Annotated in this window: 30 protein-coding genes; 23 read left to right on the plus strand and 7 right to left on the minus strand. The window is 69.7% G+C overall.

Annotated features, from left to right (window positions below):
- Positions 1-24 precede the first annotated feature (24 nt).
- The 7 genes from AC0IW9_RS12860 (at position 25) to AC0IW9_RS12890 (ending at position 5,978) form a co-directional block, all read left to right on the plus strand.
- The gene (locus AC0IW9_RS12860) at positions 25-1,353 is read left to right on the plus strand and encodes an ABC transporter substrate-binding protein (protein WP_471648652.1); all 1,329 of its coding nucleotides are present in this window, start codon (positions 25-27) and stop codon (positions 1,351-1,353) included.
- A gap of 74 nt (positions 1,354-1,427) precedes the next feature.
- A complete protein-coding gene (locus AC0IW9_RS12865; RefSeq protein WP_471648653.1) occupies positions 1,428-2,300 on the plus strand; it encodes a phytanoyl-CoA dioxygenase family protein in 873 nt (290 codons plus the stop codon).
- A gap of 65 nt (positions 2,301-2,365) precedes the next feature.
- Positions 2,366-2,737: a low affinity iron permease family protein gene (locus tag AC0IW9_RS12870; protein WP_471648654.1), complete on the plus strand. Its 372-nt coding sequence runs from the start codon at positions 2,366-2,368 to the stop codon at positions 2,735-2,737.
- A gap of 49 nt (positions 2,738-2,786) precedes the next feature.
- A complete protein-coding gene (locus tag AC0IW9_RS12875; RefSeq protein ID WP_471648655.1) occupies positions 2,787-4,208 on the plus strand; it encodes a LutB/LldF family L-lactate oxidation iron-sulfur protein in 1,422 nt (473 codons plus the stop codon).
- Positions 4,209-4,263: 55 nt separating this feature from the next.
- Positions 4,264-5,028, plus strand: a complete 765-nt coding sequence (locus AC0IW9_RS12880; protein WP_471648656.1) for a LutC/YkgG family protein — start codon at positions 4,264-4,266, stop codon at positions 5,026-5,028.
- A gap of 9 nt (positions 5,029-5,037) precedes the next feature.
- Positions 5,038-5,610 carry a Smr/MutS family protein gene (locus AC0IW9_RS12885; RefSeq protein ID WP_471648657.1) on the plus strand — a complete coding sequence of 191 codons (573 nt, stop codon included), beginning with the start codon at positions 5,038-5,040 and terminating at the stop codon, positions 5,608-5,610.
- Positions 5,607-5,978 carry a helix-turn-helix domain-containing protein gene (locus AC0IW9_RS12890; protein WP_471648658.1) on the plus strand — a complete coding sequence of 124 codons (372 nt, stop codon included), beginning with the start codon at positions 5,607-5,609 and terminating at the stop codon, positions 5,976-5,978. Before AC0IW9_RS12885 ends, AC0IW9_RS12890 begins: the two co-directional genes overlap by 4 nt.
- 1 nt (position 5,979) lies before the next feature.
- Here the strand turns inward: AC0IW9_RS12890 and AC0IW9_RS12895 are convergent, their stop codons facing one another.
- Positions 5,980-6,591 (minus strand): Maf family protein, encoded by a 612-nt coding sequence (locus tag AC0IW9_RS12895; protein ID WP_471648659.1) that lies wholly within the window; start codon positions 6,589-6,591, stop codon positions 5,980-5,982.
- Positions 6,588-7,493 (minus strand): pyruvate, water dikinase regulatory protein, encoded by a 906-nt coding sequence (locus AC0IW9_RS12900; protein WP_471648660.1) that lies wholly within the window; start codon positions 7,491-7,493, stop codon positions 6,588-6,590. Before AC0IW9_RS12900 ends, AC0IW9_RS12895 begins: the two co-directional genes overlap by 4 nt.
- Before the next feature lie 313 nt (positions 7,494-7,806).
- On the opposite strand from AC0IW9_RS12900, the gene hemE reads away from it, so the two are divergent.
- From hemE to AC0IW9_RS12945, 9 genes are all read left to right on the plus strand, one after another.
- Positions 7,807-8,865, plus strand: coding sequence for a uroporphyrinogen decarboxylase (gene hemE, locus AC0IW9_RS12905; RefSeq protein WP_471648661.1), 1,059 nt, complete (start codon positions 7,807-7,809; stop codon positions 8,863-8,865).
- Between the two features lie 77 nt (positions 8,866-8,942).
- Positions 8,943-10,040 carry a ferrochelatase gene (gene hemH, locus AC0IW9_RS12910; protein ID WP_471648662.1) on the plus strand — a complete coding sequence of 366 codons (1,098 nt, stop codon included), beginning with the start codon at positions 8,943-8,945 and terminating at the stop codon, positions 10,038-10,040.
- Entirely contained in the window at positions 10,040-10,702 is a 663-nt protein-coding gene (locus tag AC0IW9_RS12915) for an HAD family hydrolase (RefSeq protein ID WP_471648663.1), read from the plus strand. The genes hemH and AC0IW9_RS12915 overlap by 1 nt, the downstream gene beginning before the upstream one ends.
- Positions 10,703-10,713: 11 nt before the next feature.
- The gene (locus AC0IW9_RS12920; RefSeq protein WP_471648664.1) at positions 10,714-11,322 is read left to right on the plus strand and encodes an MORN repeat-containing protein; all 609 of its coding nucleotides are present in this window, start codon (positions 10,714-10,716) and stop codon (positions 11,320-11,322) included.
- Positions 11,323-11,326: 4 nt separating this feature from the next.
- Positions 11,327-11,779 carry a protoporphyrinogen oxidase HemJ gene (hemJ, locus tag AC0IW9_RS12925; protein ID WP_471648665.1) on the plus strand — a complete coding sequence of 151 codons (453 nt, stop codon included), beginning with the start codon at positions 11,327-11,329 and terminating at the stop codon, positions 11,777-11,779.
- 301 nt (positions 11,780-12,080) lie between these two features.
- Positions 12,081-13,355, plus strand: coding sequence for a transcription termination factor Rho (gene rho, locus AC0IW9_RS12930; protein ID WP_471648666.1), 1,275 nt, complete (start codon positions 12,081-12,083; stop codon positions 13,353-13,355).
- A 52-nt stretch (positions 13,356-13,407) separates the two neighbouring features.
- Positions 13,408-13,977, plus strand: a complete 570-nt coding sequence (locus AC0IW9_RS12935; protein WP_471648667.1) for an HD domain-containing protein — start codon at positions 13,408-13,410, stop codon at positions 13,975-13,977.
- Positions 13,978-14,291: 314 nt separating this feature from the next.
- On the plus strand, positions 14,292-15,257 hold the full coding sequence (locus AC0IW9_RS12940; protein ID WP_471648668.1) for a tripartite tricarboxylate transporter substrate binding protein: 966 nt from the start codon (positions 14,292-14,294) through the stop codon (positions 15,255-15,257).
- A complete protein-coding gene (locus AC0IW9_RS12945; RefSeq protein WP_471648669.1) occupies positions 15,257-16,003 on the plus strand; it encodes a GNAT family N-acetyltransferase in 747 nt (248 codons plus the stop codon). Before AC0IW9_RS12940 ends, AC0IW9_RS12945 begins: the two co-directional genes overlap by 1 nt.
- A gap of 11 nt (positions 16,004-16,014) precedes the next feature.
- Here AC0IW9_RS12945 and AC0IW9_RS12950 read toward each other — a convergent pair whose 3' ends face one another.
- The 3 genes from AC0IW9_RS12950 to AC0IW9_RS12960 are packed head-to-tail and all read right to left on the minus strand — an operon-like array spanning position 16,015 to position 18,474.
- Complete coding sequence (locus AC0IW9_RS12950; protein WP_471648670.1) at positions 16,015-16,923, minus strand: LysR family transcriptional regulator; 909 nt, start codon at positions 16,921-16,923, stop codon at positions 16,015-16,017.
- A 58-nt stretch (positions 16,924-16,981) separates the two neighbouring features.
- Complete coding sequence (locus AC0IW9_RS12955) at positions 16,982-17,950, minus strand: quinone oxidoreductase family protein (RefSeq protein WP_471648671.1); 969 nt, start codon at positions 17,948-17,950, stop codon at positions 16,982-16,984.
- Positions 17,947-18,474 carry a methylated-DNA--[protein]-cysteine S-methyltransferase gene (locus tag AC0IW9_RS12960; RefSeq protein ID WP_471648672.1) on the minus strand — a complete coding sequence of 176 codons (528 nt, stop codon included), beginning with the start codon at positions 18,472-18,474 and terminating at the stop codon, positions 17,947-17,949. The genes AC0IW9_RS12955 and AC0IW9_RS12960 overlap by 4 nt, the downstream gene beginning before the upstream one ends.
- An 89-nt stretch (positions 18,475-18,563) precedes the next feature.
- Here AC0IW9_RS12960 and AC0IW9_RS12965 point away from each other — a divergent pair, with 89 nt between their 5' ends.
- Genes AC0IW9_RS12965 through AC0IW9_RS12995 form a run of 7 tightly spaced genes read left to right on the plus strand, consistent with a single transcriptional unit; the run spans position 18,564 to position 25,030 of the window.
- Positions 18,564-18,950, plus strand: a complete 387-nt coding sequence (locus tag AC0IW9_RS12965; RefSeq protein ID WP_471648673.1) for a (2Fe-2S) ferredoxin domain-containing protein — start codon at positions 18,564-18,566, stop codon at positions 18,948-18,950.
- Between the two features lie 13 nt (positions 18,951-18,963).
- Complete coding sequence (mnmE, locus tag AC0IW9_RS12970; protein ID WP_471648674.1) at positions 18,964-20,271, plus strand: tRNA uridine-5-carboxymethylaminomethyl(34) synthesis GTPase MnmE; 1,308 nt, start codon at positions 18,964-18,966, stop codon at positions 20,269-20,271.
- Between the two features lie 2 nt (positions 20,272-20,273).
- Positions 20,274-20,879 (plus strand): DUF7986 domain-containing protein, encoded by a 606-nt coding sequence (locus AC0IW9_RS12975; protein ID WP_471648675.1) that lies wholly within the window; start codon positions 20,274-20,276, stop codon positions 20,877-20,879.
- 39 nt (positions 20,880-20,918) lie between these two features.
- Positions 20,919-22,790, plus strand: a complete 1,872-nt coding sequence (gene mnmG, locus AC0IW9_RS12980; protein ID WP_471648763.1) for a tRNA uridine-5-carboxymethylaminomethyl(34) synthesis enzyme MnmG — start codon at positions 20,919-20,921, stop codon at positions 22,788-22,790.
- Positions 22,787-23,401 carry a 16S rRNA (guanine(527)-N(7))-methyltransferase RsmG gene (gene rsmG / locus AC0IW9_RS12985; RefSeq protein WP_471648676.1) on the plus strand — a complete coding sequence of 205 codons (615 nt, stop codon included), beginning with the start codon at positions 22,787-22,789 and terminating at the stop codon, positions 23,399-23,401. Before mnmG ends, rsmG begins: the two co-directional genes overlap by 4 nt.
- A gap of 7 nt (positions 23,402-23,408) precedes the next feature.
- The gene (locus AC0IW9_RS12990) at positions 23,409-24,188 is read left to right on the plus strand and encodes a ParA family protein (protein WP_471648677.1); all 780 of its coding nucleotides are present in this window, start codon (positions 23,409-23,411) and stop codon (positions 24,186-24,188) included.
- Positions 24,185-25,030 carry a ParB/RepB/Spo0J family partition protein gene (locus tag AC0IW9_RS12995; protein ID WP_471648678.1) on the plus strand — a complete coding sequence of 282 codons (846 nt, stop codon included), beginning with the start codon at positions 24,185-24,187 and terminating at the stop codon, positions 25,028-25,030. Before AC0IW9_RS12990 ends, AC0IW9_RS12995 begins: the two co-directional genes overlap by 4 nt.
- Before the next feature lie 3 nt (positions 25,031-25,033).
- Here the strand turns inward: AC0IW9_RS12995 and holA are convergent, their stop codons facing one another.
- Positions 25,034-26,053: a DNA polymerase III subunit delta gene (holA, locus tag AC0IW9_RS13000; RefSeq protein WP_471648679.1), complete on the minus strand. Its 1,020-nt coding sequence runs from the start codon at positions 26,051-26,053 to the stop codon at positions 25,034-25,036.
- Positions 26,053-26,574, minus strand: a complete 522-nt coding sequence (lptE, locus tag AC0IW9_RS13005) for an LPS assembly lipoprotein LptE (protein WP_471648680.1) — start codon at positions 26,572-26,574, stop codon at positions 26,053-26,055. Before lptE ends, holA begins: the two co-directional genes overlap by 1 nt.
- Between the last annotated feature and the right edge of the window lie 16 nt (positions 26,575-26,590).

The following is a 26,590-nucleotide window of genomic DNA, read 5'->3' on the forward strand; positions in this document are numbered from 1 at the left end:
ACACCCGTGGGGATGGAGACGGTCATGCAACCGATCATCGGACGGCGCCAGGCGATCGCGCTCGGGGTTGGGGCTTTGGCGGCGGCGGCACTGCCAGCCCGGGCGGCCATCCCCATCGCGGAGGTGCCGCCGCTGCGCTTCACCCCGGAACGCGGCGCGCGCCTCCGGGTGCTGCGCCCGGCCAAGTACATCGATCCCGACGAGGCGATCTTCAACGCCAATACGAAGCGTTTCACCGAAGCCACCGGCATCGAGGTGCGGGTCGACTACGTGAACTGGCCGGACATGCCGGTGCAGGTCGCGGTCGCCGCCAATACCGGGCAGGGGCCGGATGTCATCATCGGCTTCGGTGCCGATGCGCATATCTATGCCGACAAGCTGCTGGAGCTGACCGATCTCGCCGACTACCTCGGCGCCAAGTACGGCGGCTGGTACGACCTGGCGAAGGTCTATGGCCGGAAGTGGAAGGCCGAGGCCTGGATGGGCCTGCCGATGGGCGGCACCACCGGGCCGGTGGTCTATCGCACCTCCTGGGTGAAGGAGGCGGGGTTCGGCGGCATCCCGAACGACCTCAACGAATTCCTGCGGCTGTGCCAGGCCCTGAAGCGGATCGGGCATCCCTGCGGCTTCGCCCTCAGCCATGCGCCGGGGGATGCGCCGGGCTATGCCAATTGGCTGCTCTGGTCGCATGGCGGGTCGCTGGTGGACGAGGAGGGCAAGATCGCGCTCGACCAGCCCTCGACGCTCCGGGCGCTCGAGTACTCGCGGGCGATGCAGGAGACGATGATCGCCGGGACCATGGGCTGGAGCGGCGTCAGCAACAACCGCGCCTTCATCGGCGGCGAGGTCGGGCTGACCCAGAACGGCGTCTCGGTCTACTACGCGCTGAAGACGGCGCAGGATGCGGCGCAGAACGCGATCGCCGCGGATACCGACCATGCCGAGATGCCCTATGGGCTGGCGACCAAGGCGCCGGAGACGGCGCTGACCCTGACCGGCATGGTGCCGCGCTATACCCGGGCGCCGAATGCGGCGAAGGAGTACCTCCGTTTCATGATGGAGGTGGAGCAGTACGACCCCTGGCTTACGGGATGCCTCGGCTACTGGTCGCAGCCGCTGAAGGCCTATGGGGAGAGCGCGGTCTGGGCCTCGGACCCCAAGCTGGCGGTCTATCGCAGCGCCATGGATACGCCCTTCTACGAGGGCTATCGCGGGCCGATCACCCCCGCGGCCGGGGCCGTCGCCGAGAATTGGGTGCTGGTGGACATGTTCGCCCGCGTCGCCACCGGGGCGTCCAGCCCGGCCGACAGCCTGCGGGAAGCGGTGCGCGCCGCCAGGCGCTGGTACCGGTAGGCGGCCCGATGGCCGCAGCGCCGCAGGGCGCGAAGGCCTGGATCGGCACGCCGCTTTTTAGGGAGGAACCAGGAATGCTCACGGAAGCCCAGAAGGCGGAATACGAGCGGGTCGGCGCCATCGTCGTCCCCGATGTGCTCACCCCGGCCGAGCTGGCGGAGCTGCGGCGGGTGACCGACAGCTTCGTCGAGCGGGCGCGGCAGGTCGCGGCGCATGACGCGATATACGACCTGGAGGACAGCCACACGCCGGCCATGCCGCGGGTCCGCCGGATCAAGTCGCCGCATCTGCACGACCCGGCCTATGCGGCGCTGGTCAACCACCCGAAGATCGTCGCGGTGCTGCAGGATCTCTGGGGGCCGGACATCCGCTTCGATACGGCCAAGCTGAACATGAAGTCGGCCGGCTACGGCGCGGCGGTGGAGTGGCACCAGGACTGGGCCTTCTACCCGCATACCAACGACGACCTCGCCGCCGTCGGCGTGATGATGGACGACATGGAGCCGGCGAACGGCCCGCTGCTGATCATCCCCGGCAGCCACAAGGGCCCGGTCCACGACCACCATGCCGAGGGCCGCTTCTGCGGTGCCATGGACCCGACCAAGGGGGATATCGACTATGCGAAGGCGGTGGCGCTGACGGGCAAGGCCGGGTCGATCACCGTGCACCACGTGCGGGCGATCCATGGCTCGGCGCCCAATACATCGAACAAGGAGCGCCGGCTGCTGCTGTTCCAATTCCGGGCGGCGGATGCCTGGCCGCTGCTGGGCTTCCCCGGCACGCTCGAGGCCTATGACGCGCTGATGGTGGCGGGAAAGGCGGGGATCGAGCCGCGGCTGACGCAGGTGCCGGTGCGGCTGCCGCTGCCGCCGGCGGATGCCCAGGGCTCGATCTACGAGAACCAGAAGGGGCTGAAGAACAAGTTCTTCCAGGCAGCGGCGGAATAAGCGGCATGGCGGTGGTTTAATCGACCGCCAACGCATCGATCCTGGTCCGATGGCGTTGCCAGGGGATGTCGGAACTCTTCGCCCACGCGGCCCACTGGGCCTCCAACCAGGCCGGCCGGTCCTGGGCCTTCATGCTGGCCGTCGCCGTGGTGGTGGCCTGGGCCGTCACCGGGCCGGTCTTCGGCTTCTCCGATACCTGGCAGCTGGTGATCAATACCGGGACGACCATCGTCACCTTCCTGATGGTCTTCCTGATCCAGAATGCGCAGAACCGGGATACCCAGGCGATCCAGCTCAAGCTGGACGAGCTGATCCGGGCCACCCGCGGCGCGCAGAACAGCCTGATGGCGCTGGAGAACCAGGGCGAGGCCGAGTTGGAGCAGGCGCGGGAGGCGATGCGGGAGCTGGCGGGGGCGGAGGAGCGCATCTCCCCCTGACCAAGGGGCCTGAAGACGCTACATAGGGGGCAGACAGGAGCCTTGCCCCGTGCACGTCACTTCCCCCGCCTTCAAGGAGAATTCCGCCCGCGCCCTGGCGAACCCCGGGCTGCAGAAGGCGCTCGGCACCGCCAAGGGCGCCTTCCTGCAACGGCGCGCCACGGCCGTTGCCAACCTGCCGGAATTCGAGCGGCTGCGGGACATCGGCCGCGACATCAAGAACCACACCCTCGCCAATCTCGACTTCTACCTCGAGGCCTTCGAGCAGAAGGTGATCGCCGCCGGCGGCAAGGTGCATTGGTGCTCGACGCCGGATGACGCGCGGGCGGTGGTGCTCGAGATCTGCAAGGCGGCCGGGGCGAAGACGGTCACCAAGGGCAAGTCGATGATCTCCGAGGAACTCGGGATCAACCACCATCTGGAAGCGCATGGCATCCAGCCGGTCGAGACCGACCTGGGCGAATACATCCTCCAGCTCCGGGGGGAGGCGCCGAGCCACATCATCGCCCCGGCCTTCCACCTGAACCGGGAGGACTGGGAAGCCGACTTCCGCCGGCTGCACACCGACCTGCCCCAGGACCGCGTCTTCCACGAACGGCGGGACATCCTGGCCGAAGCGCGGACCCGGCTGCGGGACCGCTTCCTCGCGGCCGACGTCGGGATCACCGGCGCCAATTTCCTCATCGCCGAGACCGGCAGCAGCGTCATCGTGACGAACGAGGGCAACGGCGACCTGACCCAAACCCTGCCGCGGGTGCATATCGCGCTGGCCAGCATCGAGAAGGTGGTCCCGACGCTGGAGGACGCGACCAGCCTGCTGCGGCTGCTGGCGCGCTCGGCCACCGGGCAGGACTTTTCCGTCTACACGACCTTCAGCACCGCGGCGCGGCGCGAGGCGGACCTGGACGGGCCGGAGGAGTACCATGTGGTGCTGGTCGATGGCGGCCGGTCCAACATGATCGGCACCGAGTTCCAGGAGATGCTGCGCTGCATCCGCTGCGCCGCCTGCATGAACCACTGCCCGGTCTATGGCGCGGTCGGCGGCCATGCCTATGGCTGGGTCTATCCGGGGCCGATGGGCAGCGTGCTGACGCCGTCGCTGGTCGGCATCGACAAGACCGGGATGCTGCCCAATGCCAGCACCTTCTGCGGCCGCTGCGAGGCCGTCTGCCCGGTGAAGATCCCGCTGCCGAAGATGATGCGGCATTGGCGGGAGCGGGAGTTCGAGCGCCACCTGACGCCGGCGGCGGCGCGGAGCAACCTCGCCCTCTGGGCCTGGTTCGCCAAGCGGCCGGCGCTGTACCGGCTGGCGACGCGGGCGGCGACGGGGGTGCTCGGGCTGCTCGGGCGGGGCAAGGGGGCCTTCAGGTCGATGCCGCTGGCCGGGGGCTGGACCGCGGGGCGTGACCTGCCGGTGCCGCAGGGCGGCACCTTCATGGCGCAATACGCCAAGACCCGGCGGCGGCGGTGAGGCGCTACCGCGGCACCTCCCCAGGGTATAAGGCCAAAGGGCATAAGGCTAAGGCATGACCAAAGACGCGATCCTCGGCGCCATCCGGCGCGGCCTGAAGCGCGGTTCGCTGCCGGCGGACCAGCAGGCGATGCTGGGCGGGCGGCTGGCGACCCATCCGCGCCACCTGATCCCGCAGCGGTCCCGGCTGCCGCGGCCGGAGCAGGTCGCGTTGTTCATTCGCAACGTGGAGAAGGAGTTCGGCACGGTCGAGCGGGTGCCGGACCATGCCGCCATCCCCGCGGCGATGGGCGAGTATCTGGCGGCGCAGAACCTGCCCTCCCGCTTCGTCATGGCGCCGCATCCGGAGCTAACGGCGGTGCCCTGGGCGGCGCGGCCGCTGCTGGCCTTCGAGCAGCGGCGAGCGCAGGCGACGGATCAGGTCAGCCTGCAGCACGGCTATGCCGCGGTGGCCGAGACCGGGACGCTGATGCTGCCCTCGGCGCCCGAGCGGCCGACCACCCTGAACCTGCTGGTCGAGACGGAGGTGGTGGTGCTGCGCGCCAGCCGCGTCGTCGGCGCCTATGAGGAAGCCTGGGACCTGCTGCGGGCGGAGAACCGGGATGCGCGCAGCGGCGGCTTCATGCCGCGCAACATCATGTTCGTCACCGGGCCCTCGCGCTCGGCGGATATCGAGCAGACGCTGGAGCTCGGCGCGCATGGGCCACGCCGGCTGCACGTGATCCTGGTGGATGACGACCCCGCGGCGCTGCCGATGGGCGACGTGGCGGTGCCGCCGCCGGTCGCCGTGCCGGACGGCCCGCCCGCGCCCGGGGACTGATCGCCGGCCATGGCCATGCGGTTGGTGCCGCCGGCGAAGCGGCCCCGCCGGGGGCTGACGGAGGTCGACAAGCTGCTGTGGCAGGCCTGGACCGCGCATGCCCAGGTGGCGCCGATGCCGGGCAAGGCCCTGGCGCCGCCGCCGGCCGAGGCGAAGCCGCCGGAGGTCGCGCCCGCCGCCACGGCACCGGCGGCCCCTGCCGCGCCGCGGCCGGCGCTGGGCGTGCATCGCGGGGTGACGGAGATCCAGGTCGGGGCGCCGCCCCCGGGGATCGACGGCAAGCGCTGGAAGGAGCTGCGGCGCGGCCGCACCCGGCCGGAGCGGACGCTCGATCTGCACGGGCGGCGGGCGCATGAGGCGCATGGCGCGGTGCGGCGCTTCCTGCACGAGGCCCAGGCGGATGGCTGCCGCTGCGTGGCGATCGTCACCGGCAAGGGCTCCACGCTCGAGGGCGGCGTACTGCGGCGGGAGCTGCCCTTCTGGCTGAACATGGCCGATCTTCGGCCGCTGGTGCTGGGGGCGGCGCATCCGCATGCGAGCAATCCCGGCGCGGTGCACCTGCTGCTGCGCAAGCGGGGATGACCCCCTTCGGTACCCGGCTGCGGCGGCTGCGGGAGGCGCATGGGGTGAGCCAGGCCTCGCTGGCGGCGGCGCTGCATGTCTCGCCGGCCTATCTCTCGGCGCTGGAGCATGGGCATCGGGGACGGCCCTCGCCGGGGCTGATCCATCAGGTGAACGAGTTCTTCGGCCTGATCTGGGACGATGCGGAGGAGATGGTCCGGCTCGCCCGGGTCTCCCACCCGCGGGTGGTGCTGGATACGGCGGGGCTGAGCCCGGAGGCGACGGCCCTGGCCAACCGGCTGGCGCAGGAGATCCGGCGGCTGACGCCGGAGGCGATCGCGGCCTTGGGCCGGACCTTGGATGCGGTGGTGCCACCGGCGGAGCGGTAGGTCAGGCCAGCAGCACGCCGTGGCCGCGCAGGAAGCCGAGCAGCGGCACCAACGGCAGGCCGAGGATGGCGCTGTGCTCGCCCTCGATGGCGGCGAAGAGCTGCACGCCCAGCGCCTCCAGCCGATAGGCGCCGACCGAGCCGAGCACCGCCTCGCCCTCGGCCGCGAGATAGGCGTCGAGGAATTCCTCGGAGAAATCCCGCATCACCAGTTTGGGGCGGGCGAGGTGCTGCCAGATGCGCTGGCCCTGCCGCCAGCAGACCATGGCCGTCACCAGCTCATGCGGGCGGCCGCGCAGGGCGAGGAGCTGGGTGCGGGCGGCGGCGAGGTCCGGCGGCTTGTCGTACCAGCGGCCGTCACAGACCAGCATCTGGTCGGCGCCGATCACCAGGGCTTCCGGGTTGCGGCGGGCGATGCGCTGCGCCTTGGCCTCGGCCAGCAGCATGGCGGCCTCGGTGGCGGGCAGGCCCTCGGCCTGGGCGCTTTCCTTGATGGCGGCTTCGTCCACCGCGGCGGCCTGGGCGGTGAATTGCAGGCCGGCGGCGGCCAGGACGGCGCGGCGGGCGGTGCTGGCGGTGGCGAGGATGAGGGTGGGTTCGGGCCGCTGGATCACGGCTTGCCGCCGAGCACCGCGGCGGCCGGATCGGTGGGGCCATGGCCGGGCTGCGCCGGTTCGGGCATGGCGCTGCGGCGGGCGTGCCAGGCTTCCATGAGCTGGAGGACCGTGGCGGCGGTTTCCTCGATGCTGCGGCGGGTCACGTCGATGACCGGCCAGCCATGCTGGTTGCAGAGCCGGCGGGCGGAGAGGATCTCGGCCTTCACGCTGTCATGGTCGATATAGTCGTTGGTGTCCTGGCGGACGCCATCGGCGCCGATCAGCCGTAGCCGGTGGCGGCGGATCTCGATCAGCGCATTGGTCTCGATGGTGAGGCCGACCACCGGGCAGGGCGGGGCACCGAGTTCGGGCGGCAGTTCCGAATTCGGCACGATCGGGACATTGGCGGCCTTGATGCCGCGATTGGCCAGGTAGAAGCAGGTCGGGGTCTTGCTGCTGCGGGAGACGCCGACGAGGCAGACATCGGCCTCATGGATGCCGGCGGTGCCCTGGCCGTCGTCATGCGACAGCACGTAGTGCATGGCATCGATCCGGCGGAAATAATCGGCATCCATGACGTGCTGGGCGGCGCGCTTTTCCTTGGCGCGGGCGCCGAGCTGGCCCTGGAGCAGGTCCATCACCTCATCGAGCACCGAGAGGCAGGGCACGCCGAGGCGCGAGCAGCTCTCCTCCAGCGCCAGGCGCAGGCTGCGGTCCACCAGGGTGAAGAGGACCGGGCCGGGCTCATGCGTCAGGCCCTCCAGCACCCGGTCGAGCTGCAGGCGGGAGCGGATGAGGCTCCAGCGATGGTGGACGACATGGTGGTCCTCGAAGCGCGAGAGGGTGGCTCGGGTGATCGAGTTCAACGTCTCGCCCGTGCTGTCGGAGACCAGGTGGAGGTTGATGGATCGGTGGGACATCCGGTGAGGATAGCGTGAAGGCGCGGGGGATAACCGGGAAAACTCCGCGTCCGGGGCGGCGAATTGTGAGTCGGGTGCCTGAGTCCAATTCGATCCGACGGGCGGTATGGGATTCCCGTGCTGAGTCGGGTGACTCGGGGATGCCTCCGAGTCGGTCCATGACTCAGCGGCACATCCGACTCAGCCGAACGGTGGACAAGCCTGTGGATGGACGCCTGAGTAATTGCGTCCACATCATCCACAGGCCCTACCGCTACAACAACCTTTCAAGAATCTTGTTTTCTTGCGAGGGATAGGCGCGATGGAGAGCGACATGTCCGGCCAAACCGCCAATCAGACTGCGAAACCGATCCTGCGGGCCCTGGCCGGGGAGGCCGTCTGGCCGCCGCCGATGTGGCTGATGCGCCAGGCCGGACGCTACCTGCCGGAGTACCGGGAGATCCGGGCCCAGGCCGGTGGATTCATCGCGCTGTGCACCACACCGGAGATGGCGGCCGAGGTGACGCTGCAGCCGATCCGCCGCTACGGCATGGATGGCGCCATCCTCTTCTCCGATATCCTGATGGTGCCCTGGGCCATGGGGCAGCCGCTGCGCTTCGCCGAGGGCGAGGGGCCGGTGCTGGAGCCGGTCCGGGATGCGGCCTCGATCGGCCGGCTGGATCCCACGGTCTGCGCGGCCAATGCGGCCCCGATCATGGAAACGGTGCGGCTGGTGCGGGCGGCGCTCGACGCCGACTCACCGAAGACCACGCTGATCGGCTTCGCCGGCAGCCCCTTCACCGTCGCCTGCTACATGGTGGAAGGCCATGGCAGCCGGGACTTCGCCGCGGCAAGGGGCATGGCCTATGCCGACCCGGCCTTGTTCGGGAAACTGATCCGCACCCTGATCGAGGCGACCACGGACTACCTGCTGGCCCAGGCGGAGGCGGGGGCCGAGGTGCTGATGCTGTTCGACAGCTGGGCCGGGCTACTTTCCCCCAGCCAGTTCCGCCGCTGGGTGATCGAGCCGACCGCGACCCTGGTGCGGGCGATCCGCAAGCGGCAGCCGGACATCCCGATCATCGGCTTCCCCCGCCTGGCCGGGTCGATGCTGGCGGAATATGCCCAGCGGACCGGGGTGCAGTGCTGCGCCATCGATACCAGCATGGACCTGCGCTTCGCCGCCTCGGTGGTGCCCGAGGGGATGACGCTGCAGGGCAACCTCGACCCGCTGTCGCTGGTGACGGGCGGGATGGCGCTAGAGGCGGAGGCGCGGTCGATCCTCGGCGCGATGCGGGGGCGGCCCTTCATCTTCAACCTGGGGCATGGGATCGAGAAGGTGACGTCGCCGGATCACGTCTCGGCCCTGGTGCGACTGGTGCGGACGGGCTAACCCCCGCCTCGTGCAAGTTCTGGCTTGATCCGCTGCGGCGCGGCCAAATCTGCGTAACCGCCAAATTGGCGTAACCGATGGGCCGAGGGATTTCGATGCAGCGGGTGGCGGTGGTGTTGTTCAACCTCGGGGGGCCGGATGCGCCGGAAAGCGTGCGGCCCTTCCTGGAGAACCTGTTCACCGACCCCGCCATCCTGCGGGTGCCGGGCTTCATCCGGCCCTGGCTGGGAAAATTCATCGCCAAGCGGCGGACCAAGGCGGCCAGCGAGAATTACGCCATCATCGGCGGCAAGTCGCCGCTGCTGGAGCTGACGGAGGAACAGGGGCGCAACCTGGAAGCGCTGCTGAACCGGGATGGCGGGGAGGCCCAGTACCGCTGCTTCACCGCCATGCGCTACTGGCACCCGATGAGCGACGCAGCGGCCCGGGCGGTGCAGGCCTGGGGGCCGGACCAGGTGGTGCTTCTGCCGCTCTATCCGCAGTATTCCACCACCACCACCGGCAGCAGCGTGGCGGCCTGGGACCAGGCCGCGGCCAAGATCGGGCTGAAGGTGCCGACCACGACGCTCTGCTGCTACCATTCGGACCCCGGCTTCGCCGCGGCGACGGCGGCGGAGGTGCAAGCGGCCTATTGCCGGGCCCGGGCGAGCCTGCCGCCCGAGGTGAAGCTGCGGATCCTGTTCTCGGCGCATGGGTTGCCGGAGAGCATCGTGAAGGGCGGCGATCCCTACCAGTGGCAGGTGGAGCAGACGGTGGCCGCGGTGGTCGGGCATCTGGCGATCCCCGAGTTGGACCACGTGGTCTGCTACCAATCCCGCGTCACGCCGCAGAAGTGGATCGGGCCGAGCACCGAGCTGGAGCTCGAGCGGGCCGGGCATGACAAGGTGGCGGTGCTGGTCTGCCCGATCGCCTTCGTTTCCGAGCATTCCGAGACACTGGTCGAGCTGGATGTGGAATACCGCGAGGAGGCCGAGCGGCTGGGCGTGCCAGGGTATTTCCGGGTGCCGGCGCAGAACAGCGACCCCGGCTTCATCGGCGCGCTGGGCGTGCTGGTGAAGGGCGCGGTGGCGGGCAGCCGGCGGCTGTGCAGCTTCGCCGGGGCGCGGCAATGCCCGAAGCCCTTCGGCGATTGCCCGCATGCCAAGGCGCCGGCCCGTGCGAAGGAAATGGCCTGATGACGATGCCCGTGCGCCCGGCGGCGGTGCTGTTCGATTGCGACGGGGTGCTGGCCGATAGCGAGGGGCTGGTGAACCGCATGGTGGCGCTGGACCTCACTGAACGCGGCTGGCGGCTGACGCCGGAACAGGCGCGGGAGACCTTCCTCGGGATGGCGCTGCCGGAGATGATGCCGATGATCCGCGCCCGCTGCGGCACCCTGCCGGCGGATTGGGGCGCAGCGCTGTCCCGGCGGATCGCCCAGGCGCTGCATGACGGGGTGGAGGCCATCCCCGGCGCCGTGGCGGCCTTGCGGGCGGTGGCGGCGGCAGGGCTGCCGCTGGCGGTCGCCTCCAATTCCACCCGCGGCGAGCTGGCGGCGAAGCTGGAGCGGCTGGAACTGACGGCCTTCTTCGGCGATCGGGTCTTCAGCTACCAGGATGTGCCGCGGCCGAAGCCGGCGCCGGACATGTATCTGGCGGCCGCCGAGGCCTGCGGGGCGCTGCCACGGGATTGCGTGGTGGTGGAGGACAGCCTGCTGGGCGCAAGGGCCGGGATCGCGGCCGGCTGCCGGGTCATGGGCTTCGCGCGGGATACCGATGCCAGGGTGCTGGCGGCGGTGGGCGCCGTCCCCTTCGCCAGCATGGCGGAATTGCCGGGTCTTCTTGGCATTGCCGGATGAGGAGCAGGACCATGCGGGACGTTGGGCGAGTCGGGGGACGGATCGGAAGCGGGTTGCTGGTCGCCGTGCTGGCGCTGGGGCTGATGGCGGCGGGCGAGCCGCCCGAGGCGGAGCGGATGGTGCCGGGCGGCCGGGCCGGCTGGGTCGCGGATCCGGCGAGCGGCTGCTGGCTCTGGGCCGGCGGGATCGAGCCGGGGGCGAGCGACATCGTCGCCGATTGGAACGGCAAATGCCCGGAGGGGCCGGCCGAGGGCCCCGGGCGCGCGGTGGTCACCTGGCGCAGCCGCGGCGAGGTGCGGCGGATGGACTACCTGGGCGATATCGTCCGCGGCAAGAACGACGGCCGCGGCAAGCTGACCATCTCCGAGGGAGACTCGGTGGTCAGCGAGGAGGAAGGCCTGTTCCGGGATGACCGGCTGGTCGATGGGCGGATGGCGCTGCCCCGCCTGGGCATCGAGTTCGAGGGCAAGCTGCGGGCCGGGCATCCGCAGGGGCAGGGCCGGCTGACGGTGCGGGGCCGGGTCTTCCAGGGCGACTGGGCGAATGGCTGCCTGCCGCAGGGGGATGGCTGGGTCGCCTTCACCCGGCCGGTCGAGAGCTGCGCCGGCCAGGATACCTGAGGCGATGACCCTGGACGTGCTGGCGGCTGCCTATCCCTGGACCAAGGCCTTCCACCTGATTGCGGTGATCGCCTGGATGGCCGGGCTGTTCTACCTGCCGCGGCTCTTCGTCTATCACTCCCAGGTCGCGGTCGGCGGGCCGGAGAGCGAGCTGTTCAAGGTCATGGAGCGGCGGCTGCTGCGGGCCATCATGAACCCGGCCATGATCGTCGCCTGGCTGCTGGGGATCACCCTGGTTCTGACCCCGGGGGCGGTCGATTGGCACGGCGGCTGGTGGCACCTGAAGCTGCTCTCGGTGGTGCTCATGACCGGTTTCCATATGTACCTGGCCAAGGCCCGCAAGGGCTTCCTGGCGGATGGGCGGCCGAAGACCGAGCGCCACTGGCGGGCGATGAACGAGGTGCCGACGGTGCTGATGATCGTCATCGTGCTGATGGTGATCGTGAAGCCCTTCTGACAACCGCGTGTTTTCCGGCACTCAGGCTTGACTATAACGTGGGGTCTTGCCAACTGCCGGGTTGACGGCCAGCGGTCCGGTCCCTAGGGTCCCGTCGCTTCCTCGGGGTGGGCAGCGCGATCAGCGCCGGTTCACCTCCCTCCCTCCTCCTTCCTTGGGACATCGCCGGCCATTGGCCCCGGCCCGCATGCGGGCCGTGTTCGTGGCCCAGGCGGAAGGGCCGGTCCAAAGGCGCAGCCTGCTGCGCAGACCCGGCCTCATTGGGACCGTCCTGTCCCCTCGCATCCGGACGCACCGCGCCATGCATCTTTCCGAATTGAAGGCCAAGAGCCCCGCCGACCTCCTCTCCTTCGCCGAGGAGTTGCAGATCGAGAACGCATCCAGCCTGCGCAAGCAGGACATGATGTTCGCGATCCTCAAGCAACTGGCGGAAAACGACCAGGCGATCTTCGGCGAAGGCACGCTGGAGATCCTGCCGGATGGCTTCGGCTTCCTGCGCAGCCCGCAGGCGAATTTCCTGCCCGGGCCTGACGACATCTACATCAGCCCCGCCCAGGTGCGGCGCTTCGGCCTGCGGACGGGCGATACCGTCGAGGGCCAGATCCGCGCGCCGAAGGATGGCGAACGTTACTTCGCGCTGCTGAAGGTCAATGCCATCAACTTCGAGCCGCCGGAGGCGCTGCGCCACCGGATCAACTTCGACAACCTGACGCCGCTCTATCCGAACCGCCGGCTGAAGATGGAGAATGCCGAGGCGGAGGCGGTCGGCAAGGGCCCGACCAAGGACTACACCCACCGCATCATCGACCTGATCGCGCCGATCGGCATGGGCCAGCGCGCCCTGGTCGTGGCGCCGCCGCGCACCGGCAAGACGGTGATGCTGCAGAACATCGCCAAGTCCATCACCGCCAACCACCCGGAAGTCTTCCTGATGGTGCTGCTCATCGACGAGCGGCCCGAGGAAGTGACCGACATGGCCCGCACCGTGCGTGGCGAGGTGGTCGCCTCCACCTTCGACGAGCCGGCGACGCGGCACGTGCAGGTGACGGAGATGGTGCTCGAGAAGGCCAAGCGCCTGGTCGAGCACAAGCGGGACGTGGTGATCCTGCTGGATTCCATCACCCGGCTCGGCCGTGCCTACAACAGCGTGGTGCCGAGCAGCGGCAAGGTGCTGACCGGCGGCGTGGACGCCAATGCGCTGCAGCGGCCGAAGCGCTTCTTCGGCGCGGCGCGGAACATCGAGGAAGGCGGCAGCCTGACCATCATCGCCACGGCGCTGATCGATACCGGCAGCCGCATGGACGAGGTGATCTTCGAGGAGTTCAAGGGCACCGGCAACTCGGAGATCATCCTGGACCGCAAGCTGTCCGATAAGCGGACCTTCCCGGCGATCGACATCACCAAGAGCGGCACCCGCAAGGAAGAGCTGCTGGTGGACCGTGCCGCGTTGGCGAAGATGTGGGTGCTGCGGCGGATCCTGAACCCGATGGGCACGCAGGACTCGATGGAGTTCCTGTTGGACAAGCTGAAGTACAGCAAGACCAACCAGGACTTCTTCGACGCGATGAATACCTAGACGACCGGGGGGCGAAAGCCCCCCTTTCCATGTCGAGACCCAAGGAGACCGAATGGCCCAGGAAGAGGCTCCGCTTGCCCTGACCCTGCGGGCTGCCGCCTTCGCCGCGCGGGTGCATTCCACCCATCGGCGGAAGGGCGCGGCGGCCGAGCCCTATGTGAACCATGTGCTGGAGGTGGCCGAGATCCTGGCCGCACAGGACGCGCCGCTGGCGGCCATCGTCGCCGGGCTGCTGCACGACACGGTCGAGGATAGCGACGCCGATCCGGAGCCGGTCACCCTGGCGCGGATCGAGGCGGAATTCGGCGCCGAGGTGGCGGGGATCGTGGCCGAGGTTTCGGATGACAAGTCGCTGCCGAAGGAGGTCCGCAAGGGCCTGCAGGTGCGGCATGCCGCCAAGGCCTCGGCCGCGGCGAAGCAGGTGAAGCTGGCCGACAAGATCTCCAACCTGCGGACCATCGTGGCGAGCCCGCCGGCCGGCTGGGGCCATGCGCGGCGCCTGGAATATGTCGGCTGGGCCGGGCGGGTCGCGGCCGGGGCCAAGGGGGTGAACCCGCGGCTGGATGCGCTGTTCGAGGCGACCTACCGCGAGGCGGTCACGCGGCTTGCCGCAGAGGACTGAGCGACAGGCTGAAGGATGGGATTGAACCCGGGACGCTGGCCGGCTTGGGGGGGGTCCCCACGGTCGCCAGGAGGGGGGGATGCGACCGGGGGTGCGCAGCCAGCGTCCCGTGGGGAGATGATGGCACAGTCCGCGGCGCCAGGGGAGCACCAAGGCCATGACATCCGCGATGGCAGCCACAACATGTGCGCGACCGCGGGGCCGCCTCCCTCAGCCTCGTCGCCCCATACGCAACATCACTGGCCAGGGCCGGTCCCCGGCGGCATGGTGCGCCGCCGAGACGGGGAACAGTGATGGTGAAACCGAGTGATGCCATGCCGGGCCGACGCCTGGTGATGGGTGCGGCGGCAGGGATGGCGGTGGCTGCGCCCTGGGTGGCGCGGGCGCAGGCCGGATTCCCGAACCGGCCGATTACGATGATCATTCCCTTCCCGCCCGGCGGCACCACGGATGTCACCCTGCGGGCCCTGGCCGAAGGGGCGTCCCGCCATCTGCAGCAGCAGGTGGTGGTGGACAACCGGCCGGGCGCGGCGAATACCCTCGGCGCGGCGATGGTCGCCCGGGCCAGGCCGGATGGCTATCTGCTGACGCAGATGCCGGCCTCCGCCATCCGCGTGCAGCTGCTGCAGAAGCTGGCCTATGACACGCTGCGCGACTTCAGCCCGGTGCTCTGCGTCACCGGCTATACCTTCATGACCATCGCCAAGGCCGGGCGCTTTCCGCGCGGCTGGGCGGATTTCATCGCCGAGGCGAAGCGGCGGCCGGGTGAGCTCTCCTATGGCTCCACCGGGGCGAATGGGACGCCGCACGTGACCCTGGCGGAGCTGGCGGAGAAGGAGGGCATCAATGCCATCCATGTCCCCTTCCGCGGCGATGCGGATGGGTCCCAGGCGCTGCTCGGCGGGCATATCGATATCATGGCGGGCGGCTCCGGGCTCGGGGCGCTGGTCGACGGCGGGGCGGCGGATTTCCTGCATGTCTGGAACGCGGAGCGGCTGGCCCGCTGGCCGCAGGCGCCGACCCTGCGGGAGCTGGGCTACGACATGGTGGTCACTACGCCCTTCGGGCTGGTCGGCCCGGCCGGCATGGATCCGGGCGTGACCAAGGTGCTGCACGATGCCTTCGCCGCCTCGGCCCGCTCCGACGAATTCCGCGCCATGCTGACCCGCTACGACATGCCGGACGAATACCGCGACAGCGCCGCCTATGGCGTGCTGCTGCGGGAGACGGTGGCGCGGGAGGAGGCGCTGATCCGCCGGCTGAAACTGACCGCCGGCTGATGCAGGCCGAGATTGTCGCGCTGGAGCGCGCCTGCCTGACGGCGCTGCCGGCGCCGCGCCATGGCTTCGACGGGCCCTTCGTGATGAAGGCCTTCCTCGGCGGGACGGGGCGGGCGAATGCGGTCTGCTCGACCGATCCGGCGCCGGACCCGGAACTGCCGGCGCGGGTCGGGCGGATCGAGCAGGCCTATGCCAGGCTGGGCCTGCCATGCCGCTTCCGGCTGACGCCGCTGGACCCGCCGGGGCTGGAAGCGCTGCTGCGCGCGCGTGGCTATGCCGATGGCGAGGAGACGATCGTGCATGCCGGCCCGCTGCGGCCGGTGGCGGATCCGGCGGTGCGGCGGCTGGACGGGCCGGAGCCGGATTGGATGGCGGTGGTGGCGACCGCCGAGTACCAGAGCGAGAAGCGGCGCGCCGAGAAGCTGCGCAACCCCGACCTGCTGGCGGCATCGGGAGCCTGGCTGCTGCTGCGGGAGGAGGGGGTGGATGCCGCCTGCCTCTTCGCGGTGGCGGATGGGCGGTATTGCGGGATCTTCGACCTGGCAACGCGGCCGGAATTCCGCCGGCGGGGCCTCGGCGAGCGGATCATCGGCGCGGCGGCGCATTGGGCCGCAGGGTCGGGGGCCGAGATCCTCTGGGCGCAGGTGGCGACGACCAATGCGGCCTCGCTGGCCCTGCAGCGGCGGATGGGGCTGCGGGAGGTCTATCGGTACCGGTATCTGGTGAAGGCCATCAGCGTGACTTGAGCCGCAGGCGATCAGCGAGCCCTCAGCCGCGGCTCGCCGGCGGCTTTTTCCACCAGCAGGTCGAGCACGGCGCGGACCCGGCGCGGCAGGGCATGGCCGCCGGTCCAGGCGGCATGGACATCCCGCGGTTCGGCCCGCCAGCCGGGCAGCACCGGGACCAATTGGCCGGCGGTGATCTCCTCCATGACCGCCCAGGGCGCCAGCAGGGCGATGCCGAGGCCGGCGCGGGCGGCGAGGTGGGTGGTATCCACGCTATCGGCGCCGAAGCGGCCATGCGTCTCGACGGTGACGGTGCGGCCATCCGGCCCGTCCAGGGTCAGGGAGCCGTTCGGACGGGTGACGGTGAGGCGGCAGAAGTCGTGGTTCGCAAGTTCCTCGGGCGTCTCCGGCATGCCGTGGCGGTCGAGGTAGTCGGGCGAGGCGAAGAGCGCGAAGTCGATCCGGCCGAGGCGGCGGGCGATGAGGGATTGCTGGCGTATCGGCCCGAAGCGGATGGCGAGGTCGATGCCATCCTCGGTGAGGTCCACGGGCTTCGGGTCGAGCCTGGCTTCCAGGGTGAGGCCGGGATTGGCCAGGAGGAAGTCCCGCAGCCAGGGCAGCACCACGGCATTGAAGAAGGCGGCGACGCAGGCGACGCGGACATTGCCGGTCAGCGCGGCCTGGGCGCCGCGGGCATTCGCCTCCGCCTCCTCGAGGCTGTCGAGGATGCGGATGGCCTCGAGGTGGAAGGATTGGCCGGTCTCGGTCGCGGTCAGGCCGCGGGGGGAGCGGAGCAGCAGCGGGACGCCGAGCCGCTGTTCCAGCTCGGCGATGATGCGGGAGACGCTGGGCTGGCTCATTGCCAGGTCCCGGGCGGCCCGGGTGATGTTCCCGGTCTCCACCACGCGGCGGAAAACCGTGAGCTGCTGCAGCCGGTCCATCAGCCGGAAAATTTCCTGCGGGAAGCTTTCCGGCTCATGGTGGCGTCATCCATGGATGTTACGGGATGAAGACGGTGCTGCCGGTGGTCTTGCGGCCTTCGAGGGCGCGGTGACCCTCGGCGGCGTCCTTTAGGGCGAAGGACTGGTTGACGTTGATCTTCACCGCGCCGGACTTCACCACTTCGAACAGGTCGTTGGCGGTGGCGACGAGGTCGGCGCGCTTGGCGGTATAAGTATTGAGCGTCGGGCGGGTGACGTAGAGCGAGCCCTTGGCGGCGAGGATGCCGAGGTCGGTGGTGACCGGGCCGGAGGCATTGCCGTAGCTGATCATCAGGCCGAGCGGCGCCAGGCAGTCGAGCGAGGTGATGAAGGTGTCCTTGCCGACGCTGTCGTAGACAACGGGCAACATGGCGCCGCCGGTGATCTCCCGCACGCGGGCGGGGATGTCCTCGCTGGTCAGCAGGGCGTGGTCGGCACCGAGGCTGGTGATGAGGGCGGCCTTCTCCGGCGTGGAGACGACGCCGATGACGGTGGCGCCGAGGTGCTTGGCCCATTGCACGACGATGGAGCCGACGCCGCCGGCCGCGGCATGGACCAGGATGGTATCGCCCCGCTTGATGGCATAGGTGCGCTTGACCAGGAATTGCGCGGTCATGCCCTGGAGCATCATGGAAGCGCCCTGGGTGAAGTCGATGCCCTCGGGCAGCTTCACCAGGCGGTCGGCGGGGGCGCAGCGGGCTTCGGCATAGGCACCGAGGGCACCGGCATAGGCCACGCGGTCACCGACCTTGAGGTCGGTCACGCCATCGCCCACGGCCTCGATGATGCCGGCGCCTTCCATGCCGACGGTGACGGGCATGGAGGGGGCCTTGTAGAGGCCGGTGCGGAAATAGACGTCGATATAGTTCAGGCCGACCGCCTTGTGCCGCACCAGAACCTCGCCGGGCTTCGGGTCGGGCAGGGGGACTTCCTCCCAGACCAGCTTCTCGGGGCCGCCGTGTTCATGGACGCGGATGGCATGGTTCATCGGGGGGTTCCTTGGGCGATGGCTGGGGGGCGAAAGAGGGGGAGCGATGCGGCTTCCTGACGCGAAAGGGCGCGCGCTTCAAGGGCCAGGAGGTGCCGCTTGGTGGCGATGCCCTCACCGCCGGAATAGCCGCCGATCGCGCCATTCGCGGCGACGACGCGGTGGCAGGGGATGATGATGGGGATGGGGTTCGAGCCATTGGCCTGGCCGATGGCGCGGGGCGAGCGGCAACCGATCTCGCGGGCGATATCGAGATAGGAGCGCGTCTCCCCGGGAGGGATGCGGCAGAGGGCGGCCCAGACCTTGCGGCGGAACTCGGTACCCTGCGGGTTCAGCGGGAGGTCGAAGGTGGCGCGCGTGCCGTCGAAGTAGTCGTGCAGCTGCGCGGCCGCGGCCTGCAGCAGGGCGGTCGGCGGGGCGGGCTCGGCGCCATAGCCGCGGCCCCAGTCGAGGGCCACGATCGCCCCCTCATCCTCGAAGACCGTGAGTTCGCCGAGCGGGGTATGCAGGGTGAGATGGGGCATGGGGCGGCGGATGGCACACCCCTGGCCTTGTTTCGTCAAGCGTTTGCTGTGGTGCGGCGGCGCTGGCCGCTGGGGGGGCGGAAGCCTACATGGAAGAAGACCCTATGGAGACGCAAGCCGTGGCCGAAACCGCCGATCCCCCGCCGTATTTCCAGGCGCATGTCTTCGTCTGCTGCAACCGCCGGCCGGATGGGCATCCGCGCGGGTCCTGCGCGGCGCGGGGCAGCGAGAAGCTGCGGGACTACATGAAGGTGCGGGCGAAGGAGCTGGGGCTGAAGGGCGTGCGGGTGAACCAAGCGGGGTGCCTGGACCGCTGCGAATTCGGGCCGACCCTGGTGATCTATCCCGAGGGCGTCTGGTACCGGCCGGAGACGCCGGCGGATGTGGATGAGATTCTGTCGGCACATCTGCAGGCGGGTGGCCGGGTGCCGCGGCTGATGCTGACGGAAAAGGATGTGCCGCCACCGAAGCGCTGAGCAGCGCTATCCGATGAATAGTGATGTGATTTTCGCCCTGGCCTCGGGCGCCGGGCGAGCGGCGGTGGCGGTGCTGCGGCTTTCGGGTGCGGGAAGCGGGGAGGTGGTGCGGGCGCTGGCCGGGCGCCTGCCGAACCCGCGGATGGCCAGCCTGCGGCGGCTGCGGCACCCCGCCAGCGGCGAGGTGCTGGATGAGGCGCTGGTGCTCTGGTTTCCCGGGCCGGGGAGCTATACCGGGGAGGATAGCGCCGAGCTGCAGCTGCATGGCGGACCGGCGGTGGTGGCCGGGGTGGCGGAGGCGCTTGTCGCTGCGGGCGCCAGGCCGGCGGAAGCGGGCGAGTTCACCCGACGGGCATTCCTGAACGGCAGGCTCGACCTGACGGCCGCCGAGGGCATCGCCGACCTGATCGAGGCGGAGACGGCGGGACAGCGGCGTCAGGCCCTGCGGCAGGCGGGAGGCGCCCTCGCCGGGCTCTACGGCGGCTGGGCCGGGCGCCTGACCGCGCTGCTGGCGCGGCAGGAGGCCTTCATCGAATTCGAGGACGAGGATCTGCCGCCGGGGCTGGACGATGCCGTGGGCCAGGCGGCGGCGGGTTTGCGCGATGAGATCAGGCGGCACCTGGCGGATGGCGGGCGGGGGGAGCGGCTGCGCGAGGGATTGCTGGTGGCGATCCTTGGGGCCCCCAATGCCGGGAAGTCCTCGCTGCTGAATGCGCTGGTGGGACGGGAGGCGGCGATCGTCTCGGCCCGGGCTGGGACGACGCGGGATGTGGTGGAGGCGCGGCTCGACCTGGGGGGCGTGCCGGTGACGCTGGCGGATACCGCGGGACTGCGCGACGCGGTGGATGAGATCGAGGCCGAGGGGGTGCGGCGTGCCCGGCGGCGGGCGGAGGAGGCGGATCTGCTGCTGCTGGTCTTCGCGGCGGATCAGGAGCCGGATGCGGAGACTCTGGGCTGGCTGACGCCCGCTGCTCTGGCGGTGGTGAACAAGGTGGATCTGCCGGCAGCGGCGGATAGGCCGGAGGGTTTGAGGGTTTCGGCCCGGACCGGTGAGGGACTGGACGACTTGCGGCGGCGCTTGGAGACGGAGGCCTCGGCGCGGGCCGGTGGCGCGGGCGAGACGCTGCTGACCCGGCCGCGGCACCGGGCGGCCCTGCAGGAGGCCATGGGCTGGCTGGGCGAGCTGGAGGTGGCGGTGCTGCCGGAGTTGCGCGCGGAGGCGCTGCGGGCCGCCGTGCGGGCGCTGGGACGCATCACGGGACGCGTGGGGGTCGAGGCGGTGCTGGATTCCGTCTTCTCCCAATTCTGCATCGGGAAGTGAGCATGAACGACGAGCTGAAAGACGCCTGGCAACGGCATGCGGCGGCCCGGCAGCGTTTCCAGGAGATGGCCTTGCGCGCGATGCCGCCGGCGAAGGTGATGGAGCATGCCAAGCGCCTGGGGATGCCGGTGGACCAGGAGATGGCGCAGGTGGGAGAGGCTGAACTGGCCTATGCCTTCGACTTGGCGATCTACTCGGCGCCGCCAGGGCGGAGCCGGGCGATCGACCGCGTGGTACGCCAGCATGCCAAGCTGCGGGGGGAGGCGGTGCTGGTGCTGAATGCCCTGAGCTCGGCCTGGTTCTCGGTATTCCAGGTGATCGGGTTCCATCCGGATGGCGGGCTGGTGCTGGAGGATGCGCTACTCGGCGGTGAGGTCTGGGTGGTGGACGAGGGGCTGAGCGAGGTCGCGGAACTGGGCGCCGTGGTGGCAACGCGGCTGGGGCGGGTGGCTGGCTATGCCATCACCTGCGGTGTCACCGCCGTGCTGGACGAGGATGCGCTGGCCGGTATTCGTGGGGCGGCACAGCGCGGCGGCGTAGCCCTGGGCGATCTGGCCGGTGAGCCGCGCTTCATCGAGGGCATCTGGCGGCGCGCGCTGGGCTTCTGAGTTTTGGCGCTGCGGCACGCGGCGGGCTATACCGCCGACATGTTCGACGCGATCTTTGATGTTGTGGTGATCGGCGGCGGCCACGCCGGTTGCGAGGCGGCGGCTGCGGCGGCGCGGTGCGGGGCGCGGACCCTGCTGATGACCCATAGGCTCGAGACACTGGGCGAGATGTCCTGCAATCCGGCGATCGGCGGGGTGGGCAAGGGGCATCTGGTGCGGGAGATCGACGCGCTGGATGGGATCATGGCGCGGGCGGCGGATGCGGCCGGCATTCATTTCAAGCTGTTGAACCGCAGCAAGGGGCCGGCAGTGCGCGGGCCGCGGGCGCAGGCGGACCGGGCGCTGTATCGGCAGGCGGTGCAGGCGCTGCTGCGGGCGACGCCGGGGCTGAGCATCCAGGCCGATGCGGCCGAGGATCTGGTGGTGGATGGCCAGGGCCGGGTTGGCGGCGTGGTGGCGGCCAGCGGGCAGCGGATCGGGGCCGGGGCGGTGGTGATCACCACGGGCACCTTCCTGCGGGGGGAGATCCATATCGGCGAGACCCGGACCCCGGCGGGGCGGGTCGGTGAGGCGCCGTCGCTGGGGCTGGCTGCCACCTTGCGACGCCTCGCGCTGCCGATGGCACGGCTGAAGACCGGGACGCCGCCGCGGCTGGATGGCAGGACGATCGACTGGGCCTCGCTGGAGACGCAGCGGGGGGATGACCCGCCGGAGCCGCTCTCCTGGATGACGGAGCGCATCACCAATCGTCAGGTGGCCTGCGGCATCACGGCGACGACGCCAGCGACCCATGCGCTGATCCGGGCCAATCTGCACCGCAGTGCGGTCTATGGCGGACAGATCGCTGGGGTCGGGCCGCGGTACTGCCCCTCGATCGAAGACAAGGTTGTGCGCTTCGCTGCGCGGGAGCGACACCAGATCTTCCTCGAGCCGGAGGGGTTGGAGGATGACACGGTTTATCCGAATGGCATCTCGACCAGTCTGGCGGAGGAGGTTCAGGCGGCGGTGGTCGCCTCCATCCCCGGGCTGGAGCGGGCGCGGATCCTGCGGCCTGGCTATGCGATCGAGTACGATCACGTCGATCCTCGGTCCTTGTTGCCGACTCTGGAGGTTCGGGTGGCCCCTGGGCTGTTCCTCGCCGGGCAGATCAATGGAACGACGGGGTATGAGGAAGCGGCGGCCCAGGGGTTGATGGCGGGGCTGAATGCGGCCTGCCGTGCGGCAGGGGCAGTGCCGGACCGGGTGCTGACGCGGGGCGAGGCCTATACCGGTGTTCTGGTGGACGACCTGGTGCTGCAGGGGGTGACTGAGCCGTATCGCATGCTGACCGCGCGATCCGAATTTCGACTGGCCTTGCGGGCCGACAACGCTGGGCTTCGCCTGATGACGAAGGGGATGAGCTGGGGTTGCGTGGGTCCGGATCGTGCGGCGATGCACCTGGCCTTCAGCACTGCCGTGGAGGATGCATTGGCCAGGGCGCGGCAGGATGGGCGAACGCCGGCTCAATATCTGGCCGAAGGCGTTGCCGTGAATCAGGATGGCCGCTGGCGCCATGCGCTGGAGGCCTTGGCCTTGCCGGCAATGGCCGTGGATGCGGCGGAGCGGATCTTCCCCTGGCTGCGAGATTTATCACCCAAGGTGCGGGCCGAGCTGGAAGCGCGGGCGCTGTATGCGCCTTACCTGGAGCGTCAGTCCTCCGAACTGCGAATCTTGGAGCGGGAAGAGAAGCTTGCGATTCCGTCGGTTCTGGACTTCGCGGAAGTCTCGGGGCTTTCTGCGGAAATGCGGCAGCGTTTGGCGGCGTCTCGTCCAGCGACGCTGGGGAGTGCAGGGCGGATCCCTGGGATAACGCCAGCCGCCCTGGCCGCCCTTGCGGTCCATCTTCGTCGCACCCCGGCGCGTTTCACGTGAAACACCCGGACAGTGCCCTCGGTGTTTCACGTGAAACAGCCGAGAAGCTGCATGCCTACCTGATGCTGCTGATCCGCTGGAACGCACGGATCAACCTGGTTGCTGACGCCGATCCCGACACGCTTTGGCGGCGGCATGTTGTGGACAGCTTGCAGATGCTGCCCCTGCTGCCAGAGACCGAAGGGCCGCTGGTAGATCTGGGCTCCGGTGCCGGCTTCCCGGGGTTGGTCCTCGCAGCCGCCAGCGGTCGCGTGACGCATCTGGTCGAAGCCGATAAGCGGAAATGTGCTTTTCTGCAGGAAGTGGCACGGCTGCTTGTGCTGAAGGATGTGACGGTGCATCCCCTTCGAATCGAAGCGGCGGTGCTGCCCAAGGCCAAAGTGCTGACCGCGCGGGCCCTGGCGCCGCTGCCGCAGCTGCTACGCTACGCTGACCGCATTCTTGCGCCGGATGGCATTGCGCTATTCCCGAAAGGCCGAACCGCCGCACAGGAATTGACGGCAGCGGCCGCGGACTGGACTATGCAGGTCGAGCGGTTTCCCAGCGTGACCGATCCTGATTCCACCATCCTCCGGCTCAGTGAGATCCATCCTGTCAGTGCCCCTGCCTGACCGCGGCATGCCGCGTGTCATCGCCCTAGCCAATCAGAAAGGCGGCGTGGGAAAGACCACGACCGCCATCAATCTTGCCGCGGCCCTGGCGAAGGAAAGCCGGGTACTGCTGATCGATCTCGACCCGCAGGGCAATGCTTCGACCGGCCTCGGCGTCGACCGTTCGGATCGCGTCGCTGGATCCTATGCGCTGATGATCGAGGACCGCCCGTTGGCGGAGGTGACGCGAGCGACGCCGGCAGCGAACCTCAGCCTCGTGCCGGCGGATAATGATCTGGCGGGGGCGGAGATCGAGCTGGTCGCCCTGGATGACCGGGAGAAGCGGCTGCGGCGTATCCTGACGGCGGCACCGGGCATTGGCGACTACGACTATGTCTTCCTCGATTGCCCACCCTCCCTGGGGTTGATCACCCTGAATGCGCTGGTGGCGGCGGATGGGGTGCTGGTGCCCTTGCAGACGGAGTTCTTCGCGCTGGAAGGCGTCAGCCAGATCACCAAGACGATCGAGCGTGTGCGGCGGGCCATGAATTCGGGCCTATCGCTCGAAGGGATCGTGCTGACCATGTATGATCGGCGGAACAACCTGTCCGAGCTGGTGGCGCAGGATGTCCGCGGCTTCTTCAAGGACAAGGTGTTCGAGACAGTGATTCCGCGGAACATCCGGGTGAGCGAAGCGCCGTCGCATGGGCTTCCAGTGAATCTCTACGATCCGCGGTCGCCGGGGGCACAGGCCTATGCCGCCCTGGCTACCGAATTCCGCACGCGTGAACGGGCCCGCAGCGCATGAAGCCGCCGCGTCTGGGCCGAGGCCTATCCGCCCTGCTGGGTGACGCGCCAGCGGGCGCGGTTACCGAGGGCGAAGGCCTGCGTACGGTTCCCATCGAGATGCTGGAGCCGGGGCCTTTCCAGCCTCGGGGGCCGATGGACTCTGCCCCCCTGCAGGAACTGGCCGATAGCATCCGGGAGCATGGGGTCCTGCAGCCCATCCTCGTGCGGCAGAAGCCTGGGACACCGGGGCATTATCAGATCATCGGTGGCGAAAGGCGTTGGCGTGCGGCGCAACTGGTGCCGCTGCACGAGGTGCCTGTGGTCATCCGCGAATTCGGCGATCGGGAAGCCATGGCGGCGGGGCTTGTCGAGAATCTTCAGCGACAGGATTTGAATGCCCTGGAGGAGGCAGAGGGTTACCGACGCCTGCTCGAGGAATTCGGTCTGACGCAGGATAAGCTCGGCCAGGCCGTCGGGAAAAGCCGCAGCCACGTGGCGAATACGCTGAGGCTGCTGGCGCTGCCGGACCGGGTGCGGGAGTTACTGCGGGACGGTGCGCTGACGGCCGGCCATGCCAGGGCTTTGCTGACCGCGTCCGATCCGGTGGGCTTGGCCCTGCAGGTGGTGGACCGCGGGCTGAACGTCCGTCAGGCGGAGGCGCTGGTCGCGGCGAAGCCTCGGGAGGCCACGCCGAAGCCAGCGCGGGCCGAGCCTGAAGTGAAGGCCCTGGAGCGCGAATTGTCGGAGCGTCTGGGACTTCGGATCGCAATCCGCACCAGTGGCCGTGGCGGCCAGGTCACCATCGGCTATCGCGATCTGGATCAGCTCGACGGCGTGATCCGGCTGCTGCAGGGCGGCTGATTCTCAGCGGCGGGCGAAAGCCTGTCGGGCAAGGCTGGTGACGGTGTTGCGGGCGATGACCTCGGCGGGGATGCCGGTTGTCTTGGTCCGGCGCTCCGCTTCCAGCAGGGCCGCACCGGCAGCCTCCAGGGCTTCCGGTCGCCAGAGCCGCAGCGCCTTCTCGAAAGCCGGCTTGTGGCGAAAGAAGACCGGTGGCCGCAGCCCTTCGACCGCGGCCGAGGGTGCTGCCCCACCCGCCACGGCCAGGGCTGCCAGTTGCAGCCGCTGGATGTGGCGAAGGGCGGCCCGGACCACCTGCACCGCATTGGCACCTTCCGCGAAGGCGGTGTTCAGCGCCTTGTCGGCAACGGCGACGTCACCGGCCAGGGCCGCCATCAGCGCCTCCTCCAGGTCCAGGGCTGAGCCTTCCGCGACGCAGGCGACTGCGGCCTCGGGCGTGACCTTGCCGCCGTTCCCAACGAACAGGGCCAGCTTCTCCAACTCCCGTCGCAGCAGCATGCGATCCTCGCCGAGCCGCTGGGCGAGCCATTCGACGGCTGCGGCCTCCGCGGTCACGCCTAGCTCCTGCAGGATGCGCCCGATCGAGGCCGACAGCTCCGTGCCGCGTTCCCGGTAGCAGGCGATGACGGCGCCCTGGGGGGAAGATTCGACCGCCTTGTAGAGGGCGGCGCTGGTGCGCAGCTCGGGCGCTTCCAGCACCACCACACCGGGGCCTGGGCCAGCCAGGGCGGCCTTTGCGGCATTGGCCGGGGAAACACCATCGCCGACGTCGCGGACCCGGACAAGGCAGCGGCCGCCGGTCAATGGGGGGCTGGCAGCCTCGGTGGCCAGCAGGCCGGGATTGCGCAGGCCGTCCCGGCCGACCTCGACCAGGCAGAGGCTATCGCCGGCGGTGACGCTGCGAACCAGGGCCTCGGCCCTTTCGCGGATCAGGCCGGGGTCGTCGCCATGCAGCAGGACCACGCGGCACGATCCCGGATCGGCCAGGAAGGCGCCGAGCCGGCGGGCATCCAGCTTCGCCATCAGCCGGTTGCCGAGGCTTCCTTCCGGCGGCGCAGTTCCATCGCCACCTGCCGGGACACTTCCTCCGAGATGCCATCCATCAGCCGTTCCAGCGCGGCGTCGCGCGAGGAGTCCGCGGCGAAGAACTGGAGATCGGGGATATTGAAGGAGTCCAGTTCCCGGAAGGGAATAGCCGAGGCGGCAAGGCGCTGCGGCGGCACCCCCAGCGTGGTGAGGTTCCAGTTGCCAGCCACGGTGAAGCGGACTCGGGTGATCGCCCCATCCTGGCGATAGCCGAGGATTTCCGAGCCCAGGTCGAAGCTGACATTGAGCATGTAGCGCGCCGGCGTGCCGGGCAGGCTGTCCTCGAAGCGGCGTTGCAGGCTGCGGCGCAGCAGCTGCCCGGTCCGGTCGTATTGCGGCCCGATCCGGACCGCCGCGAGCTCCGTCTGCAGATCCTGCGTGCTGCCATCGGCTGCGGCAATCGGTCCGTAGAGCGGACGGAAGCCGCAGCCGGACAGGCCGAGCAGCCCGCCCAGCAAGCCCCGCCTGGCCCAG

The sequence above is a fragment of the Belnapia sp. AC561 genome (genome assembly GCF_979252845.1).

Coding starts and splice junctions, on each gene's coding strand:
- AC0IW9_RS12870 (WP_471648654.1), top strand. CDS start 2,366: ATGTCGGAACTCTTCGCCCACGCGGCCCACTGGGCCTCCAACCAGGCC.
- AC0IW9_RS12945 (WP_471648669.1), top strand. CDS start 15,257: ATGCAGGCCGAGATTGTCGCGCTGGAGCGCGCCTGCCTGACGGCGCTG.
- mnmE (WP_471648674.1), top strand. CDS start 18,964: ATGAATAGTGATGTGATTTTCGCCCTGGCCTCGGGCGCCGGGCGAGCG.
- holA (WP_471648679.1), bottom strand. CDS start 26,053: ATGGCGAAGCTGGATGCCCGCCGGCTCGGCGCCTTCCTGGCCGATCCG.
- AC0IW9_RS12990 (WP_471648677.1), top strand. CDS start 23,409: ATGCCGCGTGTCATCGCCCTAGCCAATCAGAAAGGCGGCGTGGGAAAG.
- AC0IW9_RS12920 (WP_471648664.1), top strand. CDS start 10,714: ATGCGGGACGTTGGGCGAGTCGGGGGACGGATCGGAAGCGGGTTGCTG.
- hemH (WP_471648662.1), top strand. CDS start 8,943: ATGGGCCGAGGGATTTCGATGCAGCGGGTGGCGGTGGTGTTGTTCAAC.
- AC0IW9_RS12880 (WP_471648656.1), top strand. CDS start 4,264: ATGACCAAAGACGCGATCCTCGGCGCCATCCGGCGCGGCCTGAAGCGC.
- AC0IW9_RS12995 (WP_471648678.1), top strand. CDS start 24,185: ATGAAGCCGCCGCGTCTGGGCCGAGGCCTATCCGCCCTGCTGGGTGAC.
- hemE (WP_471648661.1), top strand. CDS start 7,807: ATGTCCGGCCAAACCGCCAATCAGACTGCGAAACCGATCCTGCGGGCC.
- AC0IW9_RS12940 (WP_471648668.1), top strand. CDS start 14,292: ATGCCGGGCCGACGCCTGGTGATGGGTGCGGCGGCAGGGATGGCGGTG.
- AC0IW9_RS12960 (WP_471648672.1), bottom strand. CDS start 18,474: ATGCCCCATCTCACCCTGCATACCCCGCTCGGCGAACTCACGGTCTTC.
- hemJ (WP_471648665.1), top strand. CDS start 11,327: ATGACCCTGGACGTGCTGGCGGCTGCCTATCCCTGGACCAAGGCCTTC.
- AC0IW9_RS12965 (WP_471648673.1), top strand. CDS start 18,564: ATGGAAGAAGACCCTATGGAGACGCAAGCCGTGGCCGAAACCGCCGAT.
- rho (WP_471648666.1), top strand. CDS start 12,081: ATGCATCTTTCCGAATTGAAGGCCAAGAGCCCCGCCGACCTCCTCTCC.
- AC0IW9_RS12860 (WP_471648652.1), top strand. CDS start 25: ATGCAACCGATCATCGGACGGCGCCAGGCGATCGCGCTCGGGGTTGGG.
- AC0IW9_RS12865 (WP_471648653.1), top strand. CDS start 1,428: ATGCTCACGGAAGCCCAGAAGGCGGAATACGAGCGGGTCGGCGCCATC.
- AC0IW9_RS12935 (WP_471648667.1), top strand. CDS start 13,408: ATGGCCCAGGAAGAGGCTCCGCTTGCCCTGACCCTGCGGGCTGCCGCC.
- mnmG (WP_471648763.1), top strand. CDS start 20,919: ATGTTCGACGCGATCTTTGATGTTGTGGTGATCGGCGGCGGCCACGCC.
- AC0IW9_RS12890 (WP_471648658.1), top strand. CDS start 5,607: ATGACCCCCTTCGGTACCCGGCTGCGGCGGCTGCGGGAGGCGCATGGG.
- AC0IW9_RS12885 (WP_471648657.1), top strand. CDS start 5,038: ATGGCCATGCGGTTGGTGCCGCCGGCGAAGCGGCCCCGCCGGGGGCTG.
- AC0IW9_RS12900 (WP_471648660.1), bottom strand. CDS start 7,493: ATGTCCCACCGATCCATCAACCTCCACCTGGTCTCCGACAGCACGGGC.
- AC0IW9_RS12915 (WP_471648663.1), top strand. CDS start 10,040: ATGACGATGCCCGTGCGCCCGGCGGCGGTGCTGTTCGATTGCGACGGG.
- AC0IW9_RS12955 (WP_471648671.1), bottom strand. CDS start 17,950: ATGAACCATGCCATCCGCGTCCATGAACACGGCGGCCCCGAGAAGCTG.
- AC0IW9_RS12950 (WP_471648670.1), bottom strand. CDS start 16,923: ATGGACCGGCTGCAGCAGCTCACGGTTTTCCGCCGCGTGGTGGAGACC.
- AC0IW9_RS12975 (WP_471648675.1), top strand. CDS start 20,274: ATGAACGACGAGCTGAAAGACGCCTGGCAACGGCATGCGGCGGCCCGG.